Origin of the sequence: Burkholderia cepacia (assembly GCF_001039005.1) — a bacterium.
GTDB classification, from domain to species: Bacteria; Pseudomonadota; Gammaproteobacteria; order Burkholderiales; family Burkholderiaceae; genus Burkholderia; species Burkholderia theae.
Window position 1 is genome coordinate 63575 of record NZ_LDWR01000009.1, and the last position, 25056, is coordinate 88630.

Below are 25056 nucleotides of genomic sequence, written 5' to 3' on the forward strand. Positions count from 1 at the left end.
GCGATGCGGCGTGTGAAGAAAGCGGCGAATCCGGCGCGGGGCGTGCAGGGCAGCGCGATGATCGCGGCGGCGGCCGTGCTGCTGGCGTTGGGCGGATGCGTGCCGTCGGGGTTCCTGCCCTCGCTGTCGCTGCGCGCGCCGGCCGACGATGCGCTCGCGCACACGGCCGGCCCCGGCGCGAACGGCGCGTGGCCGGCGCCCGACTGGGTGAAGCAGCTGCAGGATCCGCAACTCGACGAACTGGTGGCCGACGCGTCGCGCAACAACCCCGATCTCCAGGTCGCACGGGCGCGGTTGCGGATCGCGCAGGCGCAGCTTCAGCAGTTCGATTCGCTGACCGGGCTGACCGGCACGGCCGGCGCGACGGTCAGCCGCGCGCGGATGCCGAAGCCCGGCGACATCGCCGACGTGACGGCCGGCGGCTATCGTGTACCGGTCGAGATCTTCGGCGATCCGAACGTATCGCCGTCGTCGGTGTTCGTCGGGCTGAACTACCAGCTCGATCTGTGGGGTAAAAATCGCGCCGCGACGAAGAGCCTGATGTCGCTGCGCGACGCGGCCGGGGTCGAGGCCGAACAGGTGCGGCTCACGCTCGCGGTCGCGATTGTCACCGTGTACTGCCAGCTCGACCAGGCATACGCGACACAGGATCTGCTGCAGCAGAAGCTGAAGGTCAGCCAGCGCGTAACGACCGTGCTGCGCGAGCGCACCGCGCGCGGCCTCGACAATGCGTACGACGCGAGCGATGCGTCGATCAAGCGCAGCAAGCTGCTCGCGCAGATCGCGCTGAACGACGAGCAGATCAAGCTCGCTCAACTGCAGCTCGGCGTGCTGTCGGGCCGCGGCCCCGAGCGCGGGCTCGCGCTGCAGCGGCCGCGCGTCGGCGCGTTTGCCGGCGGTGCGCTGCCGGCGCGGCTGCCGGCCGACCTGCTCGGCCGTCGGCCCGACATCGTCGCCGCGCGGCTGCGCGTCGAAGCTGCGTTCGCGAATGCCGATTCGACGCGCGCGCAGTTCTATCCGGACGTGAACCTCGTCGCGCTCGGCGGCGTGTTCGCGCTGACGCCCGCGTCGCTGTTCTCGCGCGATTCGCTCGCCGGGTCGGTCGGCCCGGCGATCTCGCTGCCGATCTTCGACCGCGGCCGGCTGAAGGCGAAGCTCGGCGCGGACGTCGCGCAGGCCGACGTCGCGATCGGGCTGTACAACAAGACCGTCGACGACGCGCTCGGGCAGGTCGCGCAGATCGTCACGTCGCTGCAAACGTCGCAGACGCTCGTTACGCAGCAGCAGGACGCGGTGGCGGCCGCGCAGAAGATCGTGCAGATCGCGGCCGATCGCCACCGGCGCGGCGTGCTGATGCAGAAGGATGTCGATGTCGCGGATCTCACGCTGATCGACGAGCGCGCGCAGATGATCGCGCTGCTCGGCCGGCAGCGGACGCTGCGCGTCGGGTTGATCGGTGCGCTTGGCGGCGGGTTCGATGCGGGCGCAACGGTTGCGCAGGCGCCGGCCGTGCATCAGACGCGCAGCGGCGCGGCACGGCGCGGGGCAACGGCGGCTGTGGGTGCTGCGACCGCTGCAACCGCCAGCCGGGCGGCAGCCGGGACGTCGGCCGATGCGCTGCCGGGTAGCGGTGCCGTGGCACCGGCTGCCGGACCCGCACGACGCGACGACGCGGCGCGGCCCTCGACCTCCGCTACGACGCCCCCGGGCGCGACACCTCGCGGCACGCCCGTTCTCGTGCGCGCGGCATCGGCGAGCCCGTCGGTCATGCCGACGATACCCGTCTTCCAGCACGATCGTCTGATCGTTACGCAAAGCGACTGATGCACCACGACAACCTTCATACCGCCGCGCCGCCGGCCGCGCTGAACGACCCGGCACTTGACGCGCGCCGTGCGACGCGCCGCAAGCGCTTCACCGTGTTTTTCGCGATCGTGCTGCTGGCCGCGCTCGCGTGGATCGCGTTCTGGCTGTTGAGCGACCGCTATTACGAAGACACCGATGACGCGTATGTCGCGGGCAGTATCGTGCAGGTCGCCGCGCAGATTCCGGGCGCCGTGACCGACGTGGTGGTCGCCGATACGCAGGCCGTGCGCGCCGGACAGACGCTCGTGCGGCTCGATGACACCGAGGCGTCCGTTGCATTCGCGCAGGCGAAGGCGCAGCTCGCGCAGGCCGTGCGGCAGGTTGCGAACGCGAAGATTTCGAACACGATGTACGTCGAGGCCGTGAATGCGCGGCGTGCCGACCTGTCGCTCGCGCAGCGCGCGCTGGTGGCGCGCTCGGGTGCATCGGTCGAGATCGTCGCGCCCGAGGAACTGGCGCGGGCACGCGCGACGGTCGCCGGCGCGCAGGCGAATCTCGCGGCCGCGCAGGCGCAGCTCGACGCGGCGCGCGCGCTCGGCAGCAAGCTGCCCGTCGACGAGAGCCCGGCCGTCGTGCAGGCGGCCGCGCAGTTCAAGCTCGCGTACCGGAACCTGAAGCGCACGACGATCGTCGCGCCCGTCGACGGCACGATCGGGCAGCGCTCGGTGCAGGTCGGCCAGCAAGTCGGGCCTGGCGTGCCGCTGATGTCGATCGTGCAGTTGAACCGGTTGTGGATCGAGGCGAACTTCAAGGAAGGGCAGATCCGCCACATGCGCGTCGGGCAGCCGGTCGAGATCGTGTCGGACCTCTACGGGTCGCGCATCGCCTATCGCGGCCGCGTGCAGGGCTTCTCGGCGGGCACGGGCAGCGCGTTCTCGATGCTGCCGTCGCAGAACGCGGCCGGCAACTGGATCAAGGTCGTGCAGCGCGTGCCGGTCGTGATCGCGCTCGATCCGCGCGACCTCGCCGCGCATCCGCTGCGCATCGGGCTGTCGATGCGCGCAACGGTCGACACGCACGACCGCAACGGCCATGCGCTCGACAGCGAGCCGCCGACGCCGGCCGTCAGCACGCGCGTGCACGACGGTGTCGCGAGCGAGGCGGAAGCGGCTGCTGCGGTGGTGATTCGGGAGAATCAGGGCGGGTGAGTGATTTGGCGCTCGACTGGTCGCAGGCAATCGGACTCGTGTCAGTCAACAAGCCCCAACGCAGGTATTGCATACGTTGCGAGATGAAACATCACGACGAAGAGGGTGAGTTAAACGAACGCCATTCCCCACCTGGCGTGACAATCGCGCTCAACTTGTTACGCAACGATGGCTTGGTGCGTTTGTGGTGCGATGTTCGTGCCGGAGAAAAATAAAAGCGGCCCGAGTTGTGCGGGCTGCGTGGTTACTTCGAGAAGTAATCGGCGAGGTATAGCGCTCCGGTCACGACAAGAATCGCGATGCCCCAGAGCGCCCACTTTCTGACCGGCCATCGCTTCCAAGCAACCGCGCTAAGTGCGCAGAATGCTATAGCGGGGCCGCAAAGATACGAAATCAATACCGGTGCAACCCACCAAGGCGTCGCGCATTTTCCTAGCGCGTTGCAGCCAGTCGCGATGCGGTCAGGTCTTGCGGACCCGTGGACATGACTGAACGTGTAGAAGAAAGTCCACGTGACGAGCAACCCGAACAGAAAGCCGCATAGCGATACCGAAAGTCGTTTCGCTTGATTTATCAAGGAGGATGACGCTCGCGGGAACGTGTGTGGCATCGCTCAGTTCACTATATGCAGAACCCGGATACTCAGGAATGAAAAGAGCCAATGTACGGCGACGGCGCTAACAAGAAATCCGGTCATGACAAGCGGCGAGCGGCGTCGAGCAAACAGGTAGAAGCCTAGCGCTGCAAACAGAATCGGTGGGGCGAAGATGTATGCGAACAGCTCGACTGTGCTCTGTGCGGTCACAGCGCAGGCATCTACGCCGCCGCCGCACTCCCCCGCGCGCGGGGTGCAGAGTCGAGAGAAGGCGGAACACAGATGGCTGTCAAGCAACGTCCACATAACTACACTCGCTAGTCCGGCGAGCGCGGAACCTGCGGTTCCAAAGAAGCGTCGCATTATTTGATTTCCCAAAAGAGGATCTGTTTCGAATTCCGAAGGTCAGACCATCCGATTGACGTACCTGGCAAAAGCGCTTGCAGGCCAAACACGCGGCCATACGTTGCAAGGACGCCGGGCGCGCTGCTGACTGTGAGTCGCGACCCGTTCCACAGGTCGATATGACCGCCGCTCGCATTCTCCTTTGTCTCGCCGTCTCGTGTCCAATATCGTGAGAATTGAATGATGCCTGTACGGCTATTGACCTTCGATTGCCAATCCGCACCGGTTATGTTCTCGGCTTTCGGGAGACCGGCAAACGGTTGTAGCTGCAACCACGTACCTAGTTCGTCGGCGCGTGTTGCGGTCGACTTGCCATCAAGCATGATGCGTCCGATTGTCTTTGCGCCTGACATCGGCTTGACGGTCTTCGCATTGAACGACTTCATATCGACGCCAACGCGATGCAGCGTGACACTTAGACGGATAGCGCACTGGTTCGTGTATTCTGGGTTGTCGTACGGGTTGCCAGACGGGAAGTTATCCCACAGCTCTTTGAACGTGATTGCGGCGACAGGAATCGATTTCTGCGATTGCGGCGTGTCGTTTGACCGGACCCTTGTTGGTTTGGTATGCGGCATCGTTATTTTTCCCCGTGTTGCTTCGCAAGTGCATCGTCGCCCCAGTAGATGATGTAGTCGTCGGGGTTGTCACCGGTATGGATTCGCGGCAAGACTCCATCCGTACCAAGACGGCCGGAATGCACGCGACCGTCTGCCGTTTCGATGTAGTAGGGTAAGCCTTCCACCTGATGCTCGGTTGCCTTCACTTGCTCGTCGAATGCCCCTTTTTTGACCGACGCGACGCCGCCAGTTGCAGTGAGGCTGGAAACGACCTTCCCGTTGCCCTCTACCCGGTCATCACACCATTTTTCGCCGCCAAGCGATGCGACTATGTGCGGAGGTGTCGGGCATGCGCAGATCACGATGTCCTCGTCTAGCGCCACCTCGCCCATGAATTTTATTCGGTAGGGCCCGCCAGACTTGGCGATGACTCCGGGACGCTTGCATGCGGTACAGAAAGCCTGTCCGCCGATCAGGGCGGCTTGATGACTGCCGATCTTGAACGCCGGCCCGCTATATGTGCTTATCTGACCGCCGCTCGACAGCGTGTCGCCTACTACTGCGATTCGTCGCATCATGCCTTGAGTCTCCCGCGGAAAGCCATAATCCTAGCGCCACGATGCTGGGGCTATCTCAATTTTGTTTGCAGTCCGATTAAATATTGAAGAATTCGCCGCGCATCAGCTGCGCGTTGGGTTGTCGATGCGTGCGACCGTCGACACGCACGACCGCAACGGCCATGCGCTCGACAGTGAACCGCCGACGCCGGCCGTCAGCACGCGCGTGCATGACGGTGTGGCAAGCGAGGCGGACGCGGCGGCCGCGGTGGTCATTCGCGAGAATGCCGGCGGTTGATCGTCTGCCGGAGCGTGATACGTCGAAGGCACCGGCCGGACGGGCGATGTCCGAAAGATTCGAAAAAGGCATGATCCGTGTCAGAAAATATCGTGCCTTGTACCGGCGCAACGACGTGTTGCGCGCGGCTATGCTGTCGCGCTATCTGGACAGCAACTCGAATCGGAGGCACGTGTGTTCGATCTTTCAGGCAAGGTGGCCGTCATCACCGGAGGAGCGAGCGGGATCGGGCTCGGCATTGCGCGCGGCATGATCGCAGCCGGTGCACGCGTCGTTCTCGTCGGTCGCGACCCCGCCAAGGGCGAAGCGGCGCTGGCATCGCTGCCGGGCGGCAGCGAACGGGGCCTGTTCATCCAGGCGGACATCACGCGGCGCGACGCGTGCGTGAAGGCCGTCGAGCAGGCGGAGCAGCACTTCGGCAGGCTGGACATCCTCGTGAACAACGCGGGGATGAATATCCGCAAGCAAGGGCATGAACTGACCGCCGACGAGTGGTATCGCATCATCGATACGAATCTGAGCGGCGCCCATTTTTGCGCGCAGGCGATTCATCCCGCATTCCGGCGTGCCGGTGGCGGAAAGATCGTCAATATCGGCTCGATGCTGTCGCTATTCGGCACGACTTACGGCGCGGCCTACGCGGCCAGCAAGGGCGGGATCGTTCAGCTGGGCAAGGCGTGGGCCGTCGAATGGGCGCCGCACAACATCCAGGTCAACACGCTGCTGCCCGGCTGGATCGAAACCGAGCTGATCGACGAGGCCAAGCGCCTGTTTCCGGATCTCGAACGAAGCGTCCTCGAGCGCACCCCGTTGCGGCGCTGGGGCAAGCCGCAGGACCTGGCCGGCATCGCTGTCGCGCTGTGCGCCGGCGAGTGCGACTTCGTGACGGGCGCGGTGATTCCCGTGGACGGCGGTTATTCGGTTCAGGGGTGACGGCCGGCTGAAGCCCTCCCGTCGTTTCCCGCCCGACTTTCGCATTTCCGCCATCGATGTCGGCGCTGTTCAAACGCACGTCGCGTTTGAGACATCGGCCCCCCCGTCTCCGGGACTACTCTCGAACAGCACGTTGCGTGTGCACCGCATTCGCCGGCGCACCACAGCGCCATCCAACGAGACATGGAGACAATACGATGAGCAGCAATCGAGGTGTCGTCTATCTTGGACCGGGCCAGGTCGAAGTCCAGAGCATCGATTATCCGAAGATGGTCGATCCGAGCGGCCGCGCGATCGGCCACGGCGTGATTCTTAAAGTGGTCAGCACGAATATTTGCGGCTCCGACCAGCACATGGTGCGCGGCCGCACGACCGCACCGGTCGGCCTCGTGCTCGGCCACGAGATCACGGGCGAAGTGGTCGAAGTGGGCCGCGACGTCGAGACGCTGAAGATCGGCGATCTCGTGTCGGTGCCGTTCAACGTCGCATGCGGCCGCTGCGCGATGTGCAAGGACACGCATACGGGCGTGTGCCTGACCGTGAACCCGTCGCGTGCCGGCGGCGCCTACGGCTACGTCGACATGGGCGGCTGGATTGGCGGCCAGGCCGAGTACGTGCTCGTGCCGTACGCGGATTTCAACCTGCTGAAATTCCCCGACCGCGACCAGGCGATGGCGAAGATCCGCGATCTGACCTGCCTGTCCGATATTCTGCCGACGGGTTATCACGGCGCGGTGAGCGCGGGCGTGAAGCCGGGCTCGACGGTCTACATCGCGGGCGCGGGCCCGGTCGGCATGGCGGCGGCCGCTTCGGCACGCCTGCTCGGCGCGGCCGTGACGATCGTCGGCGACATGAACGCGGAGCGCCTCGCGCATGCGAGGGCGATGGGCTTCGAGACGGTCGACCTGTCGAAGGACGCGTCGCTCGGCGAGCAGATCGAGCAGATTCTCGGCGTGCCCGAGATCGATTGCGCGGTCGACTGCGTCGGCTTCGAGGCGCACGGCCACGGTTCGTCGGGCCACTCGGAGGAAGCGCCCGCGACGGTGCTGAACTCGCTGATGGAAATCACGCGGCCGGCCGGCGCAATCGGCATCCCGGGCCTGTACGTGACGGACGATCCGGGCGCGAAGGACAAGGCCGCGCAGCACGGCAGCCTGAGCATCCGCTTCGGTCTCGGCTGGGCGAAGTCGCATTCGTTCTTCACGGGTCAGACGCCGGTGCTGAAGTACAACCGCAACCTGATGCAGGCGATCCTGTTCGACCGGCTGCCGATCGCGAAGATCGTCAACGTCGAAGTGATCTCGCTCGACCAGGCACCGGAAGGCTACAAGAAGTTCGACGGCGGCGCGCCGCGTAAATTCGTCATCGACCCGCACGGGTTGCTGGCGGCCTGATGCGCTGACGTTCGACACGCGCAACGCGAAACGGGCGGCGCCGGAAACGGGCCGCCCGTTGTCGTTGTTGGGGCGAACGGCCGGACCGCGCGCTCAGTGGCCGCGATAGAGCTTCGCGATGTCGGCGTTGCCGGGTGCACCGTGCCGCACATGCCCGGTGTGCAGGCTCACACGGCGGATCGCATGCGCGCGATGTGCGGGATCGCGACTGCCTCGCCAGTCCGTCAGGCGAACCGCAACGCCGTGCGTTCGGTCAGGCGAGCGCATCGACGGCGCGGCCTGCGCGACCGACATCGCGCCAGCGGGTTCGCCGGCACTCGGGCCGCCGTGCGGTTGATCGACCGCCACCTGCGTTCCGTCAGTCGAATGAAACGAATAGAAGGGCACCGGCAAGACCGGCGGCACCGGATCGTTCGACGCGAGCAGGCCGGCATCGAGCGCCGTCGATGTCGGCGTATCGGAACCGCGACAAACCGGATCGGCCTTGCACGTCCGGTCGACCGTCACATAGCCGCCGACCAGCAGCACGAGTGTCAGGATGCTCAGGATCGGTGCGCTCGATGCGCGAGGCCGCCGGAACGCCGCGTTGCGAAGCGTCCGCGCGACGCGTGACGACCACGTATGAAAGGGCTGCGCTGCGTGCGTCGCGTGCGCGTCGTGCTGCGCCTGGCGAATCGGTACGAACGGCCCGTTCCACTGGCCGCAGACGGGGCAGTGCTCGAGTGCGCGGAATGCCACGAAGCCGCATGCCCGGCAGCGACAGCAAGCGGCGCGCCGCGATTCTGCCCGCGCGCTCAGGACGGCGCGCCAGGCATCGCGGGGGTGGACGTTCCGGTTGGGCAGGATTCGCATCGTCGGAAGCGGGCAGGTGTCGTCAGCGGGGCGAACGATCGCCGGTCATCGCGACTCCGGCTCGTCCGTGCCGCTATCGTGCGGCGCTTGCGTCGTCGATCGTCGTTTGCTTGTGGTGCTCATGTGTTTCTCCATGACATCGGACGGGCGGAACGCGTTCGTCCGCGGCCGCTTTCCGCTTCATTCTTTGTCGCTGGCGCGCGAAATACAAGGCGCATATCGGCGGTCGCGATTCGCGTGCGTGCGCCCCGCAAGTTCCGTGCTAACCGTCGTGCCGCTGCCGGGCCGCGAGCGTCCCGATGGTCTGCATCGCGTGCTCGACGGCCGGCGTCCACGGCCGGCCGTAGTTGAGCCGCAGATAACGGCGGAATCCGCCGGTCGCGGAAAACAGCGGCCCCGGCGCGATACTGACGCCGCTTTCCATTGCATCGCCGAACAGGTGCATCGCATCCACGCGCGGCGGCAGTTCGATCCACAGGAAATACCCGCCGAGCGGCGCGAACACTTCGGTGCCGGCCGGAAAATACGCGCGAACCGCCGCGAGCATCTGCGCCTGGTGCGCGGCGAGATTACGCCGCAGTTTCCGCAGGAAGCGGTCGTACCCGCCGTCGCGCAGGTAGCTCGAGATCGCCATCTGCGCGGGCACGTCGGCCGACGGCGCGCTCGCGCCCTTCGCCTGCCGGATCTGCCGCACGTAGCGTCCGGCCGCGACCCAGCCGATCCGGAATCCGGGCGCGAGGCATTTCGAGAACGAACCGCAATGCAGGACGAGCCCGCTGTTGTCATACAGTTTGGCGGGGCGTGTGGGCGCCGTGCCGAAATGCAGTTCGCCATACACGTCGTCCTCGATCAACGGAACGCCGCGCGACGCGAGCAGATCGATCAGCGCGTGCTTGCGCTCGTCGGTCAACGACGCGCCGGTCGGGTTGTGGAACGACGTCATGAACCAGCAGGCGCGCACCGGATGCGTGTCGAGCGCCTCGGCGAGCGCGTCGAGGTCGAGGCCGGTGCGTGGGTCGACCGGAATCTCGACGGCCTTCAGGTGCAGGCGCTGCACGGCCTGCAACACCGCGTGGAACGCGGGTCGCTCGATCGCGACGATGTCGCCCGGGCGTGTCAGCGCCTGCAGGCTCAGCGTCAGCGCTTCGAGTGCGCCGGTCGTGATGACGATCTCGTCCATCGGCAACGCCGCGCCCGCATTCAGGTAGCGCAACGCGATCTGGCGGCGCAGTGCGTCGTGACCCGGCGGCAAGCCGGACAGCAGTTTCGTGCGATCCATGTTGCGGGCCGCCGATGCCATGTAGCGCCACAGGCTGCTCATCGGGAACAGCGAATAGCTGGCGAATGCGGAGCCGAGCGGGACGATGTCCTCGCACTTCAGCGAATCGAGCAGGCGCAACAGCGTATCGTCGCCATCGGTTTGCGCGGAGGCCGGCTTGCGCGGCGGATCGTGACCGAACCGCACGTGTTTGTCTTCGAGGTTCGCAACGAAATAACCGGACCGTGCACGCGCGACGATCAGACCCTCGCTTTCGAGCGCGTAGTACGCGCGAAACACGGTGGACGGGCTCACGCCATACGCGCGGCAGGCCGCGCGCACGGTGGGAATACGCGCACCGGGCGCCAGATCGCCGCGCCGGATCGCGTCGGCGATCGTCTGCGCCAGCGCCGCATATCGCTTCATGCCAGCCCTCCGGCCCTCGGGCCTTGCTGAAAAAAGAGTAGCACGGCACCGGTCGCATGCAATTGCGCCCCAATCGCTGATCCGCATGTTTTTGACGGGCTTTGATCCTTTTCTTTCGTCTGACGCGCGGGCATCCTCTCGCAAGTCTTGTTCCCGACGTCTGACTACGAAGGAGTCCACGCTGCCCGGCGGCTGATCCGTGACCCTTGCGCGTCCCGCGCGCGACCTTGTCTGCGGCGTCCTTACCTTACCGGAATCGTTCAGCGTGAAATCGAAGACCCTCATCGCGGGCCTCGTGGCCGGCCTCGCCCTCAACCTGTTCAGCGGCACCGCCACGGCCGCCTGCGTCAGCAACCCCGCAGCCCAGCCCAACGCGACGTTTCCCGCCGCGCTGACCGGCAAGCTCGTCTATCACAGCTACGTCAACTACGGCGACGGCACGAGCCAGCTGTTCCTCTACGACTTCTCGGCTCATACGCTGACGCAGCTCAGTAAGAGCACGTGGGGCATCACCGATCCGATGAACGGCGTGTTCAGCCCCGACGGCAAGTGGATCGCGTTCATGGGCATCAGCAACGGCGCATGGAACGTGTTCATGCTGCAGCTCGGTGCCGGCACGCCGCCCGTCAACCTGACGAACAGCACGGGCGCCACGCGCAACGAGGATCCGAAGTTCAGCTCGGACGGCAAGACGCTCGTGTTCAAGCAGAACGGCGACGTCAAGCAGGCCACGCTGTCGTACACGAGCGCGGGCCCGGTGTTCACGTCGGTCGTGAGCCTGACGAACGCACCGGCCGGCGCCGAATACTCGATGCCGTATCTTTCGCCGGATTCGAGCGCGGTGTATTACGCGACCGGCACCGGCGCGAACATGGGGCTGATGAAGCGCACGATCGCGACCGGTGTGACGGCAGTGTTCGATCATCCGGCCGGGCTGCAGACGTACTACCCGATCGTGCGCGCGGACGGCATGGTGTTCTACGCGCGCTGGAAAGACAGCGGTGCGGCCGATCAGATCTATTCGAAGACCGCGGACCCGGCGTCGACGCCGAACGCGTTGCCGCTTAACGACTGCATCAGCAACAACTCGGACCCGGCACCGGTGAGCGGCACGAACTACCTGTTCTTCTCGTCGACGACGGCCGGTGGTTATCAGCTCTACGTGGGCGACGTGACGACCGGCCAGCGCTGGAGCCTGTCGCAGTTCGGCGTGAATGCCGACACGACGAAGGCCAAGCTCGGTTCGAGCTACTACGGCGGCCCGGCCGCCGCGCAGCCGACGCTGCTGTCGCAAGGGCATCCGGCTGCCGCGTCGGCGAGCTACAGCGCATCGTTCACGCCCGACAAGGCGTTCGACGGCAACACCACGGGCACGCGCTGGGATTCGCCGGAAGGCGCCGGTGTCGGTTCGCAATGGATCTCCGTGGATCTCGGCGCGGTGAAGCACATCGATCACGTCGATCTGTACTGGGATGCGGGCGCGCTCGTCTATCAGATCCAGACGTCGAACGACAACGCCAACTGGACGACGATCTATTCGACGAGCAACGGTGGTTCATATACCCACGTCACGCTGCCGAATCTCAACGGCAGCGGTCGTTACGTGCGGATGCTCGGCACGCAGCGTGCGACGCAGTGGGGGTACTCGTTGTACGAAATGCAGGTGTGGGGATCGTAAGCGCAAAGAAAAAGCGGCCTTCTAGGCCGCTTTTTTCATGTGTCGGTCGCTGCGTGCTTCACGCATGCAGCACATGCGCCGGAAACGCCGGCCCGGCACTCGCCGCACCCTGCGCAAGCGGCGCGACCTGCTTGCGCCGTTCCCTCGTCGGCGCAACGCCGAACGAGTCGCGATAGCTCTTGCTGAAGTGACACGCGGACTGGAACCCGCACGCCATCGTGATGTGCATGATCGACATGTCGGTCTGCAGCAGCAACTCGCGCGCACGGCGCAGCCGCAGCGTCAGGTAGTAGTGCGTCGGCGTCATCCCGAGATGTTCGCGGAACAGGCGCTGCAATTGCCGCTGCGACATGTTCGCGAGCCGCGCGAGCTCTTCGCGCGACAGCGGCTCCTCGATGTTGTTCTCCATCAGCGAGATCACTTCGAACAGCGACTTGTTCGCCGAGCCGAGGCGTGCGACGAGCGGCATGCGCTGCTGCGCGCTCGTATCGCGCACATGTTCGACGATGAACTGCTCGGCGATCTGCGTGACACGCGCGGTGCCCACGCGCGCGGCGATCAGGTTCAGCATCATGTCGAGCGGCGCGACGCCGCCCGTGCACGTGATGCGGTCGCGGTCGATCACGAACAGTTCCTTCAGGAAGCGCGTATCCGGAAACTCTTCCTTCAGCGCCGACATGTTCTCCCAGTGAATCGCGCATGCGTAACCCGCGAGCAGCCCCGACTTCGCGAGCGCATAGGTGCCCGTGCACAGGCTGCCGAGCGGGATGCCCGAACGCGCGAAGCGGCGCAGTGCCGACAGATGGGAAGGCGTGGTCGCGCGCTGCACGTCGACGCCGCCGCATACGAACACGATGTCGGGCTGCCCGACGCATTCGGCCGGGCCCGTGTCGACCGTGAGGCCGTTGCTCGCCGTGACCGGGCCGCCGTCCGGACTGATCACCGACCAGCGGTAGAGCGGCTGGCCGCTCAGGTAGTTCGCCATCCGAAGCACCTCGATCGCATTCGTGAACGCGATCATCGTGAAGTTCGGTAACGGCATGAACGCGAAGTGGGACAGCGACGCTGTGCGGTCGGGGGACATGGGGAGCTTCCTGGAATCTCTAATAGCTATAGGCCCGAGGCACGAAACGGGCTGCGGTATTGTGTGAGCCAGCGCAACAAGCGTGCCATACGGCTAAACCCTAGCTCCATACGTTGTATGGCTGAAAGCCGCATGCTGCACTGCACCGTATACGGGCCGCGCTGCACTCCGACCGGGCGGCACAGGCACTGCCGGAGTGCGTGTCCATAGGTGAACAGCCGACACCGTTTTTGCAGGTCAACCGGAAAAGCACGACCGGTCACTTGTATAAAACGGACGTGCATGGCGGAAAAGGCAAAGAACGCGTCTAAATTCATCAATCCGCCGAAAATCCGAACGACAAGAATAGAGCCGTCGGCAGCCTTGCACTGGGCAAGCGGGAAACCCAGGCACGGCGGGCCTTGAGCTTCGGTTTCAGCCCTTTATTCTTCGTCACGGACGCACTATGTCGAACAACCAGCCTTTCTTCTCGCAGCCCCTTGCCGAGCGCGACGCGCCGGTGCGCAGCGCCATCCTGAAGGAACTCGAGCGTCAGCAGTCGCAGGTCGAGCTGATCGCGTCGGAAAACATCGTGTCGCGCGCCGTGCTCGAGGCGCAGGGCTCGGTGCTGACCAACAAGTACGCGGAAGGCTATCCCGGCAAGCGTTACTACGGCGGCTGCGAATTCGCGGACGAAGTCGAGGCGCTGGCGATCGAGCGTGTGAAGCAGATCTTCAACGCCGGTTATGCAAACGTGCAGCCGCACTCGGGCGCGCAGGCGAACGGCTCGGTGATGCTCGCGCTGGCCAAGCCGGGCGACACGGTGCTCGGCATGTCGCTCGATGCGGGCGGCCATCTGACGCACGGCGCGAAGCCGGCGCTGTCGGGCAAGTGGTTCAACGCCGTTCAGTACGGCGTGAATCGCGACACGATGCTGATCGACTACGACCAGGTCGAGGCGCTCGCGCACGAGCACAAGCCGAACCTGATCATCGCCGGCTTCTCGGCGTATCCGCGCGCGCTCGACTTCGCACGCTTCCGCGCGATCGCCGACAGCGTCGGCGCGAAGCTGATGGTGGACATGGCGCACATCGCCGGCGTGATCGCCGCGGGCCGCCACGCGAATCCGGTCGAGCACGCGCACGTCGTCACGTCGACCACCCACAAGACGCTGCGCGGCCCGCGCGGCGGCTTCGTGCTGACCAACGACGAGGACATCGCGAAGAAGATCAACTCGGCCGTGTTCCCCGGCCTGCAGGGCGGCCCGCTGATGCACGTGATCGCCGGCAAGGCCGTCGCGTTCGGCGAAGTGCTGCATGCGGACTTCAAGACCTACATCGACAGCGTGCTGGCGAACGCGCAAGCGCTCGGCGAAGTGCTGAAGGCAGGCGGCGTCGACCTCGTCACGGGCGGCACCGACAACCACCTGCTGCTGGTCGACCTGCGCCCGAAGGGCCTGAAGGGTGCGCCGGTCGAACAGGCGCTGGAGCGCGCGGGCATCACCTGCAACAAGAACGGCATTCCGTTCGACACCGAGAAGCCGACCGTCACGTCGGGCATCCGCCTCGGCACGCCGGCCGGCACGACGCGCGGCTTCGGCGTCGCGGAGTTCCGCGAAGTCGGTCGCCTGATCCTCGAGGTGTTCGACGCGCTGCGTGCGAATCCGGAAGGCGATCAAGCCACCGAACAGCGCGTGCGCCGCGAGATCTTCGCGCTCTGCGAGCGCTTTCCGATTTATTGATCGACCCCCACGAGAACAGAGACTGGAGCGAGAGGCTGATATGAGCACGCTGCATCAGGACAGCATCATCATCGACGGACTGAACATCTCGAAGTTCGAGAAGCCGGTGTTCGAGGACATGCGCAAGGGCGGCATCACGGCCGCGAACTGCACGGTGTCGGTGTGGGAGAACTTCACCAAGACCGTCGACAACATCGGCGTGATGAAGAAGAAGATTCGCGACAACAGCGAGCTGCTGACGCTGGTGCGCACGACGGACGACATCTTCCGCGCGAAGAAGGAAGGCAAGACCGGGGTCATCCTCGGCTTCCAGAACGCGCATGCGTTCGAGGACAACCTCGGCTACATCGAGGCGTTCCACGACATGGGCGTGCGCGTCGTGCAGCTTTGCTACAACACGCAGAACCTGGTCGGCACGGGTTGCTACGAACGCGACGGCGGGCTGTCGGATTTCGGCCGTGAAGTGATCACCGAGATGAACCGCGTGGGCATCATGGTCGACCTGTCGCATGTGGGCGGCAACACGTCGTCCGAAGCGATCGCGTTCTCGAAGAAGCCGGTGTGTTATTCGCACTGCCTGCCGTCGGGCCTGAAGGAGCATCCGCGCAACAAGAGCGATGCCCAACTGAAGGAGATCGCCGATGCGGGCGGCTTCGTCGGCGTGACGATGTTCGCGCCGTTCCTGAAGCGCGGGATCGAGGCGACGATCGACGACTACATCGAAGCGATCGATTACGTCGTGAACCTGATCGGCGAAGACGCGGTCGGCATCGGCACGGATTTCACGCAGGATTTCGCGAAGGAATTCTTCGACATGCTGACGCACGACAAGGGTCGTTATCGCCAACTGACGAACTTCGGCAAGGTGATCAACCCGGACGGCATCCGCACGATCGGCGAATTCCCGAACCTGACCGCGGCGATGGAACGCGCCGGCTGGAAGGAGTCGCGCATTCGGAAGCTGATGGGCGAGAACTGGGTGCGCGTGTTCAAGGACGTGTGGGGCGCGTAAGCGCCACGCCGGGCCGGACAGCCACCAACGATCAACACTAGAAAAACCGGGACGTGCCCGCGCAAGCCGCGTGGGCGCGCGGACGATGTCGTGCCTGCGCCCGAGCCGCGCGGCCAATTTTCCTCACGGAGTCACCACGATGCAACCGCAACTGCCGATCAACGTCGATCCCGATACCGGCGTCTGGACCACCGATGCGCTGCCGATGCTGTACGTGCCGCGTCACTTCTTCACGAACAACCACGTCGCCGTCGAGGAAGCGCTCGGCGTCGACGCGTATGCCGAGATCCTCTACAAGGCCGGCTACAAGTCCGCGTATCACTGGTGCGACAAGGAAGCGAAGCTGCACGGCCTGACCGGCATGGCGGTGTTCGAGCACTACCTGAAGCGCCTGTCGCAGCGCGGCTGGGGCCTGTTCTCGATCATCGAAGCCGATCCGGCCAGCGCGCGCGCGAAGATCGAGCTGCGCCACTCGTCGTTCGTGCTCCAGCAGCCGGGCAAGGAAGGCAAGCTCTGCTACATGTTCGCGGGCTGGTTCGCCGGTGCGATGGACTGGGTCAACGACACGACGCCCGAAGGCAAGGGCGCGCCGCGCGCGCAATCGAAGGAAGTGCAGTGCGCGGCCGAGCATCACGACCACTGCGTCTTCGAAGTGTCGCCGATCGCGCACTGAAGCACTGACTCACCGATTCAAAACAACACCCGCAACACGAGACATTCGAACGCCAGAGGTCGCCAGCGATGCGTTATCCCCACCTGTTCAAACCCATGCAGCTGAACCAGCTGACGCTGCGCAACCGGATCGTCAGCACCGCGCACGCGGAGGTGTATGCCGAGCCGGGCGGCCTGCCGGGCGACCGTTATATCCGCTACTACGAAGAAAAGGCGAAGGGTGGCGTCGGCCTGGCCATTTGCGGCGGGTCGAGCCCGGTGTCGATCGACAGCCCGCAGGGCTGGTGGAAATCGGTGAACCTGTCGACCGACAAGATCATCGATCCGCTCACGCGGCTGGCCGACACGATGCACAAGCACGGCGCGAAGATCATGATCCAGGCGACGCACATGGGCCGCCGCTCGTCGTTCCACGGCGAGCACTGGCCGCACCTGATGTCGCCGTCGGGCGTGCGCGAACCGGTGCACCGCGGCAACGCGAAGATCATCGAGATCGAGGAAATCCGCCGCATCATCGGCGATTTCGCGGCGGCCGCGAAGCGCGTGAAGGCGGCCGGCATGGACGGTATCGAAATCTCGGCCGCCCACCAGCACCTGATCGACCAGTTCTGGAGCCAGCGTTCGAATCATCGCACCGACGAATGGGGCGGCAGCCTGGAGAACCGCCTGCGCTTCGGCATCGAGGTGCTGACGGCCGTGCGCGAGGCGGTCGGCAAGGATTTCTGCGTCGGCCTGCGCATGTGCGGCGACGAATTCCACGAGGACGGCCTCGATCACGAAGCGCTGAAGGAAATCGCGCAGGCGATGTCGGAGACGGGCCTGATCGACTACCTGAGCGTGGTCGGGTCGGGCGGCGATACGCACAACACGATCGCGAACTGCATGCCGCCGATGGCGTTGCCGCCGGAACCGTTCGTGCACCTCGCGGCCGGCATCAAGTCGGTGGTGAAGATTCCGGTGATGCACGCGCAGAGCATTCGCGATGCGGGCCAGGCCGAGCGTCTGCTCGCCAACGGCATGATCGACCTGGTCGGCATGACGCGCGCGCAGATCGCCGATCCGCACATGGTGATCAAGATCCGCGACGGCCGCGAGGACGAAATCAAGCAGTGCGTCGGCGCGAACTACTGCATCGACCGCCAGTACAACGGCCTCGACGTGCTGTGCATCCAGAACGCGGCCACGTCGCGCGAAGCGACGATGCCGCACATCATCGAGAAGTCGCGCGGCCCGAAGCGCAAGGTCGTGGTGGTGGGCGCGGGCCCGGCGGGCCTCGAGGCGGCGCGCGTCGCGAAGCTGCGCGGCCACGACGTGGTGCTGTTCGAGAAGAACGCGGAAGTGGGCGGCCAGGTGATGATCGCCGCGAAGGCGCCGCAGCGCGAACAGATGTCGGGGATCATCCGCTGGTTCGACATGGAAACCAAGCGCCTGGGCGTCGACCGTCGTCTCGGCGTGGCTGCCGACGAGAAGATGATCATGGCCGAGAAGCCGGACATCGTCGTGCTCGCGACGGGCGGGTCGAGCTTCACGTGGCAGGTGCCGGGCTGGGGCGTGGCCGACGGCCTGGCCGTCAGCTCGTGGGACATCCTGACCGGCAAGGTCGAGCCGAAGCAGAACGTGCTGCTGTTCGACGGCGTGAGCACCCATGCGGGCGCGGGCGTGGCCGACTTCATGGCGAGCCGCGGCTCGAAGGTCGAGGTCGTCACGCCGGACGTGAAGGTGGCCGACGATTGCGGCGGCACGACGTTCCCGATCTTCTATCGTCGCCTGTACGCGTTCGGCGTGATCCCGACGCCGAACACGATGCTCGACCGCGTCTATGAAGAAGACGGCAAGACGATCGCCGTGCTGCGCAACGAATACACCGAGGAACTGGAAGAGCGCGCCGTCGACCAGGTGGTGATCGAGAACGGCTCGTCGCCGAACGACGAGCTGTACTGGAAGCTCAAGCCGGAATCGCTGAATCGCGGCCAGATCGATCCGCACACGCTGTTCGCGGCCGAGCCGCAGCCGTGCCTGTCGGAAGACCTCGGCAACGGCCGCTTCCTGCTGTTCCGTGTCGGCGACTGCATCTCGATGCACAACGTCCACGGCGCGATCTACGACTCGCTGCGTCTCGTGAAGGATTTCTGAAGATGAATCCGGCCTTCCTCATTACCGCACTGTTGTGGCTGTCGGTGGCGGGGCTCGCGTTCGCGGTCGCGAAGCGCTCGTCCTACTGGCGCCTCGGCCGGGCCACGGCGCCCGGCTCGTTCGGCATCGCGAACCTGTTTGCGATTCCGAAGCGTTACTTCGTCGACCTGCACCATGTGGTCGCCCGCGATCCGTACATCGCGAAGACGCACGTCGCGACCGCTGGCGGTGCGATCGGCGCGCTCGCGCTGGTGTTCGTCAACTATGGCCTCGCGATCTACTCGCCGTGGCTCGACAAGCTGATTTTCCTCGCGGCGCTCGCGATGCTGGTCGGCGCGGTGTTCGTGTGGCGCCGGCGTGCGGCGAAGGATGTTCCCGCTCGCCTGTCGCGCGGTCCGTGGAATACGCTGCCCTGGCTGCTCGGCTCGTTCGCGCTCGGCCTCGTGCTGTTCATGCTGGTGCCCACCGGCGCGATGTCGGGTGCGTTCGCGGTGCTCTGCGCGCTGCTGATCGGCGTTGGCGCGTTCACGATGACGGTCGGCGCCGCGAAGGGCGGCCCGATGAAGCATGCGATCGCCGGCCTGCTGCACCTCGCATTCCACCCGCGCCAGGAGCGTTTCGCGGCGACGCGCGAATCGTTCACCGGCAACGGCACGGCCACGCCGCCGACCGCGCTGAAGCTGCCGGACCTCGAGCAGCAGGACTACGGTGTCGCGAAGCCGGTCGAATTCCGCTGGAACCAGCTGCTGAGCTTCGATGCGTGCGTGCAGTGCGGCAAGTGCGAAGCCGCGTGCCCCGCGTTCGCGTCGGGCCAGCCGCTGAACCCGAAGAAGCTGATCCAGGATCTCGTCGTCGGGATGGCGGGCGGCACCGATGCGGCCTACGCCGGCAGCCCGTCGCCGGGCCTCGCGGTCGGCCAGCATCGCGGCGAGCCGAACGGCCCGATCGTGTCGGGCCTGATCGAAGAACAGACGCTGTGGTCGTGCACGACCTGCCGCGCTTGCGTGCAGGAATGTCCGATGTTGATCGAGCACGTCGACGCGATCGTCGACATGCGCCGCAACCGCACGCTCGTGCACGGCACGGTGCCCGGCAAGGGCCAGGAAGTGCTCGCGAACCTGCGTGAAACCGGCACGATGGGCGGCTACGACACGGCCGCGCGCTACGACTGGTCGGTCGACCTGAGCGCGCCCGTCGCGCAGCCCGGCAAGCCGGTCGACGTGCTGTTCGTCGCGGGCGAAGGCGCGTTCGACATGCGTTACCAGCGCACGCTGCGTGCGTTCGTCAGCGTGCTGAACAAGGCCGGCGTCGACTACGCGGTGCTCGGCTCGACCGAGACCGACACGGGCGACGTCGCGCGCCGGCTCGGCGACGAAGCGACGTTCCAGCAGATGGCGAAGCGCCTGATCGGCACGCTCGGCACGCTGTCTTACAAGCAGATCGTGACGGCCGACCCGCACGTGATGCACAGCTTGCGCAACGAATACCGTGCGCTCGGGCTGCGCGTGACGGTCAAGCACCATACGACCTACCTCGCCGAACTGGCCGAGAGCGGCAAGATCGCGCCGAAGGCCGTCGACGCGCTGCGCGAGAAGCGCACCACGTATCACGACCCGTGCTACCTCGGCCGCTACAACGGCGAGACGGAAGCGCCGCGCAAGCTGCTGAAGACGATCGGCATCCAGGTCGTCGAAATGGAACGCAACGGCATGCGCGGCCGCTGCTGCGGCGGTGGCGGCGGTGCGCCGCTGACCGACATCCCCGGCAAGCAGCGCATTCCCGACATCCGCATCGCCGACGCCCGCACGATCGGCGCGGACGTGGTCGCGGTTGCGTGCCCGAACTGCACGGCGATGCTCGAAGGCGTCGTGGGCCCACGCCCCGACGTGCTCGATGTGGCCGAACTCGTTGCTGCGTCGCTGGAGTGAGTGAATCGATGAACACGATCAAACGAATCGATCCGCGCCGGCCGTTCGTCATCACGGCCGCGGGCCTGAAGCGCATCACGCTCGGCGAGGAAGGCAGCGCCGACGCGAACGCCGCGCACTGGTCCGCGCACGGTCATGCGGCGGCCGCGAAGCCGCGCCGTGCGGTGCAGGACCCGAAGCACGTGATGCTGGTGGTCGCGCACAGCGAACGCGGCGCGCTCGACGACCATTCGCGGCAGGCGATCGCCGCCGCCGCGCTGCTTGCCGATGCGCAAACCGAAGTCGCGCTGCTCGCGTTCGGCGAACTGAAGGACGACGTGGCCGAACTCGGCGTCGACAAGCTGGTTGAACTCGCCGGCTTCGATCGCCGCGCATTCGATCCTGAAAGCGAGCTGCAAGCATTGCAGGCGTGTGTCGCGGCACTCGCGCCGAAGCATGTGTTCGTGCCCGACAACGCGACGGGCGACGGCGATCTCGGCCGGCGCTACGCGGCGGCCGCCGGCGCGAGCGTCGCGACGAACGTCGTCGAGATCGACGCAAAGCATGTCGGCGCGTATGCGCAGGCCGGCCGTGCGTTCGCGACGCGCGGGCTGCCCGACGTGATCCTGCTCGCGCAGAACGCGGTCGATGCGAAGCTGCCGTTCGTCGGCGCGGGCGAGCGCCTCGCCGCCGACTTCATCCGCCCGGCGGGCGACGCCGCGCAGCCGTATCGCGATCTCGGCCTCGACGAAATCGATGCGGCCCAGGTCGCACTCGAGGAAGCCGATTTCATCGTGTCGGCCGGCAACGGCGTGTCCGACATCGGCGCGTTCGAACGGCTGGCCGGCGCATTCGGCGCGGCGATCGGCGCGAGCCGCGTCGCGGTCGACAACGGCCACTTCACGCGCGACAAGCAGGTCGGTGCCACCGGCAAGACGGTCGAGGCGAGCGTGTACATCGCGTTCGGCATCTCGGGCGCGGTGCAGCACTTGCAGGGGATCAAGGACTGCCGTCATGTGATCGCGGTGAACCTCGACGGCAGCGCGCCGATCGCGAAGCGCGCGAACCTGACGGTGGTCGGCGACGCGCAGGCGACGATCACGGCGCTGATCGAACAGGTGCAGGCCGCGCGTGCCGCGCGCGGCGAATCGCCGGCCGCGGTCGGCACCCGTGAACCGGAAGGAGTCGCTGCATGAACGCCCCCCGCCAGTTGCAACGCATCGCGGTGCTCGTGTCCGTCGGCCGGCATCCGGTCAGCGGCATCGCGCGCTACAGCCGCAACGATGCGGCCGCGCTCGAAACCGGCCGCCAGCTCGCCGAACGGCATCGCGCGCGGCTCGACGTGATCCATGCGGGCGACCCCGCGAATGCGGCGCTTGCCGAATATCTCGCGCTCGGTGCGCGGGACGTCGAAGTGTTGGCCTGCCGCGACGACGACGATGCCGTACACGCGCTTGCCGCACGCGTCGAAGGCTATGACCTCGTGCTGACCGGCACGCGCGCCGAGGGCGCGTACGACACCGGGATGCTGCCGTATCGCGTCGCCGCCGCGCTTGGTTATCCGCTCGTCGGCTCGGCGGTCGACGTGACGGTCGAAGGCGGCCGCGCGGCGGTCCGGCAATTTTTGCCGAAAGGCTTGCGGCGGCGCGTCGATGCGGCGCTGCCGGCTGTCGTCGCCGTCCATCCGCTCGCCAATGCCGAGCCGCGCTACGCGTATGCGCGGCTGCGTGCCGGCGCGATCCGGCCGGCGCTCGCGGCGCCCGGTGCGGACGCCGACGCGGCCGCGTGGACGGTCGGCCCGGTCGAGCGTAAACCCGTAAAACTGGTCGCCGCCGAGAAGCGCTCCGGGCATGCCCGGATGCTGTCCGCGACGACGACCGAAAGCCGTGGCGGCAACGTCGTAAATGAAGGGAGTTCGGTCGAAAAAGCACAAGTGATACTCGCGTATTTGCGCGAGCATCAGCTCATCGACTACTGATTTTGATGCCTGTCGGCAAGAACCCAGGGATGCAAGGAATCCGGAGCAAACGATGAAAGTATCGGCAGACATTCGTGCATTGATCGAGCGGCGCAAGGAAGGGCACAGCCTCGACGCGCCGTTCTACACGAGCGAGGACATCTTCGCGCTCGACATGGAGGCGATTTTCCGCCAGCACTGGATCCAGGTGGCGGTCGAGCCGGACATTCCCGAGCCGGGCGACTACGTGACGGTGGAACTGGGGAGCGATTCGATCCTGATCGTGCGTGACGACGACATGGCGATCCGCGCGTTCCACAACGTGTGCCGTCACCGCGGCGCGCGCCTGTGCAACGAGGATAAGGGCTCGGTCGGCAACATCGTGTGTCCGTACCACAGCTGGACGTACAACCTGACGGGCCAGCTGATGTTCGCCGAGCACATGGGCGAGAAGTTCGACCGCTGCAAGCACAGCCTGAAGTCGGTGCACGTCGAGAACCTCGCGGGCCTGATCTTCATCTGCCTCGCGGACGAACCGCCGGTCGATTTCGCGAAGATGCGCGCCGAGATGGAGCCGTACCTGTTGCCGCACGACCTGCCGAGCACGAAGATCGCCGCGCAGATCGACATCATCGAGGAAGGCAACTGGAAGCTCACGATGGAGAACAACCGCGAGTGCTATCACTGCGTCGCGAACCATCCGGAGCTGACGATCTCGCTGTACGAATACGGCTTCGGCTACCAGCGTTCCGACGCCAACGCCGAAGGCATGGATGCGTTCGCCGAGACGTGCGTACGACGCGGCAAGGAGTGGGCCGAGATGGGCCTGCCGTCCGCGGAGATCGAGAAGCTGCTCGACGTGACGGGCTTCCGCACGCAGCGCCTGCCGCTCGATCGCCACGGCGAATCGCAGACGCTCGATGCGAAGGTTGCATCGAAGAAGCTGCTCGGCGGTTTCGACAAGGCCGACCTCGGCGGGCTGTCGTTCTGGACGCAGCCGAACTCGTGGCACCACTTCATGAGCGATCACATCGTGACGTTCTCGGTGATCCCGCTGTCGGCCGGCAAGACGCTCGTGCGCACGAAGTGGCTCGTGCACAAGGATGCGAAGGAAGGCATCGACTACGACGTGAAGAACCTCACGGCCGTGTGGAACGCGACCAACGACCAGGATCGCGCGCTCGTCGAATTCTCGCAGCGCGGCGCGAACAGCAGCGCGTACGAGCCGGGCCCGTATTCGCCGTTCACGGAAGGTCTCGTCGAAAAATTCTCGGCCTGGTACATCGGCCGGCTCGCCGAAAAAACCGGCGAATAGTATCCAGCAGCGTAAAAGCGGAGCAAGACATGATGCGAGATGCGGCCAATTTCGAGCCGACGGACAGCCGGGTGACGCGCCCGGCGTTCTGGAACGCGCTTCCCGAGCGCTGGACGAGCGACGTCGAGGAAACACTGGTGTGCTGCCAGGTGCGGCAGGAAACGCACGACGTGAAGAGTTTCTTCTTCCGTTCGCCGCAGGGCCGCTCGTTCTCGTTCGAACCCGGGCAGTTCCTCACGCTCGAGCTCGACATCGACGGCGAAACGATCAACCGCTGCTACACGATCTCGTCGTCGCCGGCGCGGCCGCACACGGTGTCGATCACCGTCAAGCGCGTGCCGGGCGGCAAGGTGTCGAACTGGCTGCACGACAACCTGCAGCCGGGCGCGCCGGTGCGCGTGCTCGGCCCGGCCGGCGAATTCACGTGCGCGCGGCATCCGGCGCGCAAGTACCTGTTCCTGTCGGCCGGCTCGGGCGTCACGCCGCTGATGTCGATGAGCCGCGCACACCATGATCTCGCCGAGGATCGCGACATCCTGTTCGTGCACAGCGCGCGTACGCCGGACGACATCATCTTCGCGCGCGAGCTGGACCTGATCGCGTCGAATCATACGAATTTCCGCACGTCGTTCGTCGTCGAGCGCCTGGGTGCGCGCACCAACTGGCCGGGCGTCACGGGCTTCCTGACGCTGCCGCTGCTGAAGCTGATCGCGCCGGATTTCATGGAACGCGAGATCTTCACGTGCGGCCCCGCGCCGTACATGAAGGCCGTGCGCGACCTGCTCGACGAAGCCGGTTTCGATCGCAAGCAGTATCACGAGGAGAGCTTCTCGTTCGAGACGCTCGCGCAGACCGCGAGCGACGAATTGCTCGCCGATCTCGCACCGCCGGCCGACGACGGCGACGCCGCGACGAAGCAGTTCACGGTCAGCTTCGCGAAGAGCAACCGCGAGATCGCGTGCGGCTCGGCGCAGCACGTGCTCGACGCGGCACGCCAGTCGGGCGTGCGGCTGCCGGCGTCGTGCACGCAGGGCATGTGCGGCACCTGCAAGGTGAAGCTCGTGTCGGGGCAGGTCGAGATGAAGCACAACGGCGGCATCCGCCAGCGCGAGATCGATCAGGGCATGGTGCTGCTGTGCTGCAGCAAGCCGCTGTCCGATCTCGTGATCGACAAGTAGTCGCAACTCGCCATCGGCTGTCCGGACGCGTCGCGTCCGGACAAGCATCCGTCGGAAAACAACGATACCGCGGATTTGTGGTTGAAGAACCTAGAGAGACAACGCGCG

19 protein-coding genes and 1 pseudogene are annotated in these 25056 nt (G+C 65.8%); 15 read left to right on the forward strand and 5 right to left on the reverse strand.

The window, feature by feature from the left end:
- Positions 1–3 precede the first annotated feature (3 nt).
- Positions 4–1824, forward strand: coding sequence for an efflux transporter outer membrane subunit (locus VL15_RS04230; protein ID WP_048243275.1), 1821 nt, complete (start codon positions 4–6; stop codon positions 1822–1824).
- A complete protein-coding gene (locus VL15_RS04235; RefSeq protein ID WP_048243276.1) occupies positions 1824–3014 on the forward strand; it encodes an efflux RND transporter periplasmic adaptor subunit in 1191 nt (396 codons plus the stop codon). Before VL15_RS04230 ends, VL15_RS04235 begins: the two co-directional genes overlap by 1 nt.
- A 957-nt stretch (positions 3015–3971) precedes the next feature.
- On the opposite strand, the gene VL15_RS04245 is transcribed toward VL15_RS04235, so the two are convergent.
- Together VL15_RS04245 and VL15_RS04250 are read right to left on the reverse strand one after the other, a co-directional pair.
- Positions 3972–4592, reverse strand: coding sequence for a type VI secretion system amidase effector protein Tae4 (locus VL15_RS04245; protein WP_048243278.1), 621 nt, complete (start codon positions 4590–4592; stop codon positions 3972–3974).
- Positions 4593–4594: 2 nt separating this feature from the next.
- Positions 4595–5152, reverse strand: a complete 558-nt coding sequence (locus VL15_RS04250) for a PAAR domain-containing protein (protein WP_048243279.1) — start codon at positions 5150–5152, stop codon at positions 4595–4597.
- Positions 5153–5243: 91 nt separating this feature from the next.
- Here VL15_RS04250 and VL15_RS43075 point away from each other — a divergent pair.
- From VL15_RS43075 to fdhA, 3 genes and pseudogenes are all read left to right on the forward strand, one after another.
- Positions 5244–5429: pseudogene (locus VL15_RS43075) on the forward strand (hemolysin secretion protein D); the annotation flags it as partial.
- Positions 5430–5603: 174 nt separating this feature from the next.
- Entirely contained in the window at positions 5604–6362 is a 759-nt protein-coding gene (locus tag VL15_RS04255) for an SDR family NAD(P)-dependent oxidoreductase (RefSeq protein WP_048243280.1), read from the forward strand.
- Between the two features lie 197 nt (positions 6363–6559).
- A complete protein-coding gene (fdhA, locus tag VL15_RS04260) occupies positions 6560–7756 on the forward strand; it encodes a formaldehyde dehydrogenase, glutathione-independent (RefSeq protein WP_048243281.1) in 1197 nt (398 codons plus the stop codon).
- 93 nt (positions 7757–7849) lie between these two features.
- On the opposite strand, the gene VL15_RS04265 is transcribed toward fdhA, so the two are convergent.
- Both VL15_RS04265 and VL15_RS04270 read right to left on the reverse strand, forming a co-directional pair.
- Complete coding sequence (locus VL15_RS04265; protein ID WP_048243282.1) at positions 7850–8608, reverse strand: hypothetical protein; 759 nt, start codon at positions 8606–8608, stop codon at positions 7850–7852.
- Positions 8609–8870: 262 nt separating this feature from the next.
- A complete protein-coding gene (locus VL15_RS04270) occupies positions 8871–10292 on the reverse strand; it encodes a PLP-dependent aminotransferase family protein (RefSeq protein ID WP_048243283.1) in 1422 nt (473 codons plus the stop codon).
- Between the two features lie 265 nt (positions 10293–10557).
- On the opposite strand from VL15_RS04270, the gene VL15_RS04275 reads away from it, so the two are divergent.
- On the forward strand, positions 10558–11970 hold the full coding sequence (locus VL15_RS04275; RefSeq protein ID WP_048243284.1) for a discoidin domain-containing protein: 1413 nt from the start codon (positions 10558–10560) through the stop codon (positions 11968–11970).
- Positions 11971–12028: 58 nt separating this feature from the next.
- Here VL15_RS04275 and VL15_RS04280 read toward each other — a convergent pair whose 3' ends face one another.
- Positions 12029–13054, reverse strand: coding sequence for a GlxA family transcriptional regulator (locus tag VL15_RS04280; protein ID WP_048243286.1), 1026 nt, complete (start codon positions 13052–13054; stop codon positions 12029–12031).
- Between the two features lie 445 nt (positions 13055–13499).
- On the opposite strand from VL15_RS04280, the gene VL15_RS04285 reads away from it, so the two are divergent.
- The 9 genes from VL15_RS04285 (at position 13500) to VL15_RS04325 (ending at position 24948) form a co-directional block, all read left to right on the forward strand.
- Positions 13500–14774, forward strand: a complete 1275-nt coding sequence (locus VL15_RS04285; protein WP_048243288.1) for a serine hydroxymethyltransferase — start codon at positions 13500–13502, stop codon at positions 14772–14774.
- 40 nt (positions 14775–14814) lie between these two features.
- Positions 14815–15786 carry a dipeptidase gene (locus VL15_RS04290; protein WP_048243290.1) on the forward strand — a complete coding sequence of 324 codons (972 nt, stop codon included), beginning with the start codon at positions 14815–14817 and terminating at the stop codon, positions 15784–15786.
- 139 nt (positions 15787–15925) lie between these two features.
- Positions 15926–16459 (forward strand): DUF5943 domain-containing protein, encoded by a 534-nt coding sequence (locus tag VL15_RS04295; RefSeq protein ID WP_048243292.1) that lies wholly within the window; start codon positions 15926–15928, stop codon positions 16457–16459.
- 68 nt (positions 16460–16527) lie between these two features.
- The gene (locus VL15_RS04300) at positions 16528–18591 is read left to right on the forward strand and encodes an NADH:flavin oxidoreductase (protein ID WP_048243294.1); all 2064 of its coding nucleotides are present in this window, start codon (positions 16528–16530) and stop codon (positions 18589–18591) included.
- Between the two features lie 2 nt (positions 18592–18593).
- Positions 18594–20519, forward strand: a complete 1926-nt coding sequence (locus VL15_RS04305; protein WP_048243296.1) for a (Fe-S)-binding protein — start codon at positions 18594–18596, stop codon at positions 20517–20519.
- Between the two features lie 8 nt (positions 20520–20527).
- Positions 20528–21694, forward strand: a complete 1167-nt coding sequence (locus tag VL15_RS04310; RefSeq protein ID WP_048243297.1) for an electron transfer flavoprotein subunit alpha/FixB family protein — start codon at positions 20528–20530, stop codon at positions 21692–21694.
- The gene (locus VL15_RS04315; RefSeq protein ID WP_048243299.1) at positions 21691–22476 is read left to right on the forward strand and encodes a drug:proton antiporter; all 786 of its coding nucleotides are present in this window, start codon (positions 21691–21693) and stop codon (positions 22474–22476) included. The genes VL15_RS04310 and VL15_RS04315 overlap by 4 nt, the downstream gene beginning before the upstream one ends.
- Before the next feature lie 52 nt (positions 22477–22528).
- Complete coding sequence (locus VL15_RS04320) at positions 22529–23770, forward strand: aromatic ring-hydroxylating oxygenase subunit alpha (RefSeq protein WP_048243301.1); 1242 nt, start codon at positions 22529–22531, stop codon at positions 23768–23770.
- Positions 23771–23799: 29 nt separating this feature from the next.
- Positions 23800–24948, forward strand: a complete 1149-nt coding sequence (locus VL15_RS04325) for a hybrid-cluster NAD(P)-dependent oxidoreductase (RefSeq protein ID WP_048243303.1) — start codon at positions 23800–23802, stop codon at positions 24946–24948.
- Positions 24949–25056: the final 108 nt, after the last annotated feature.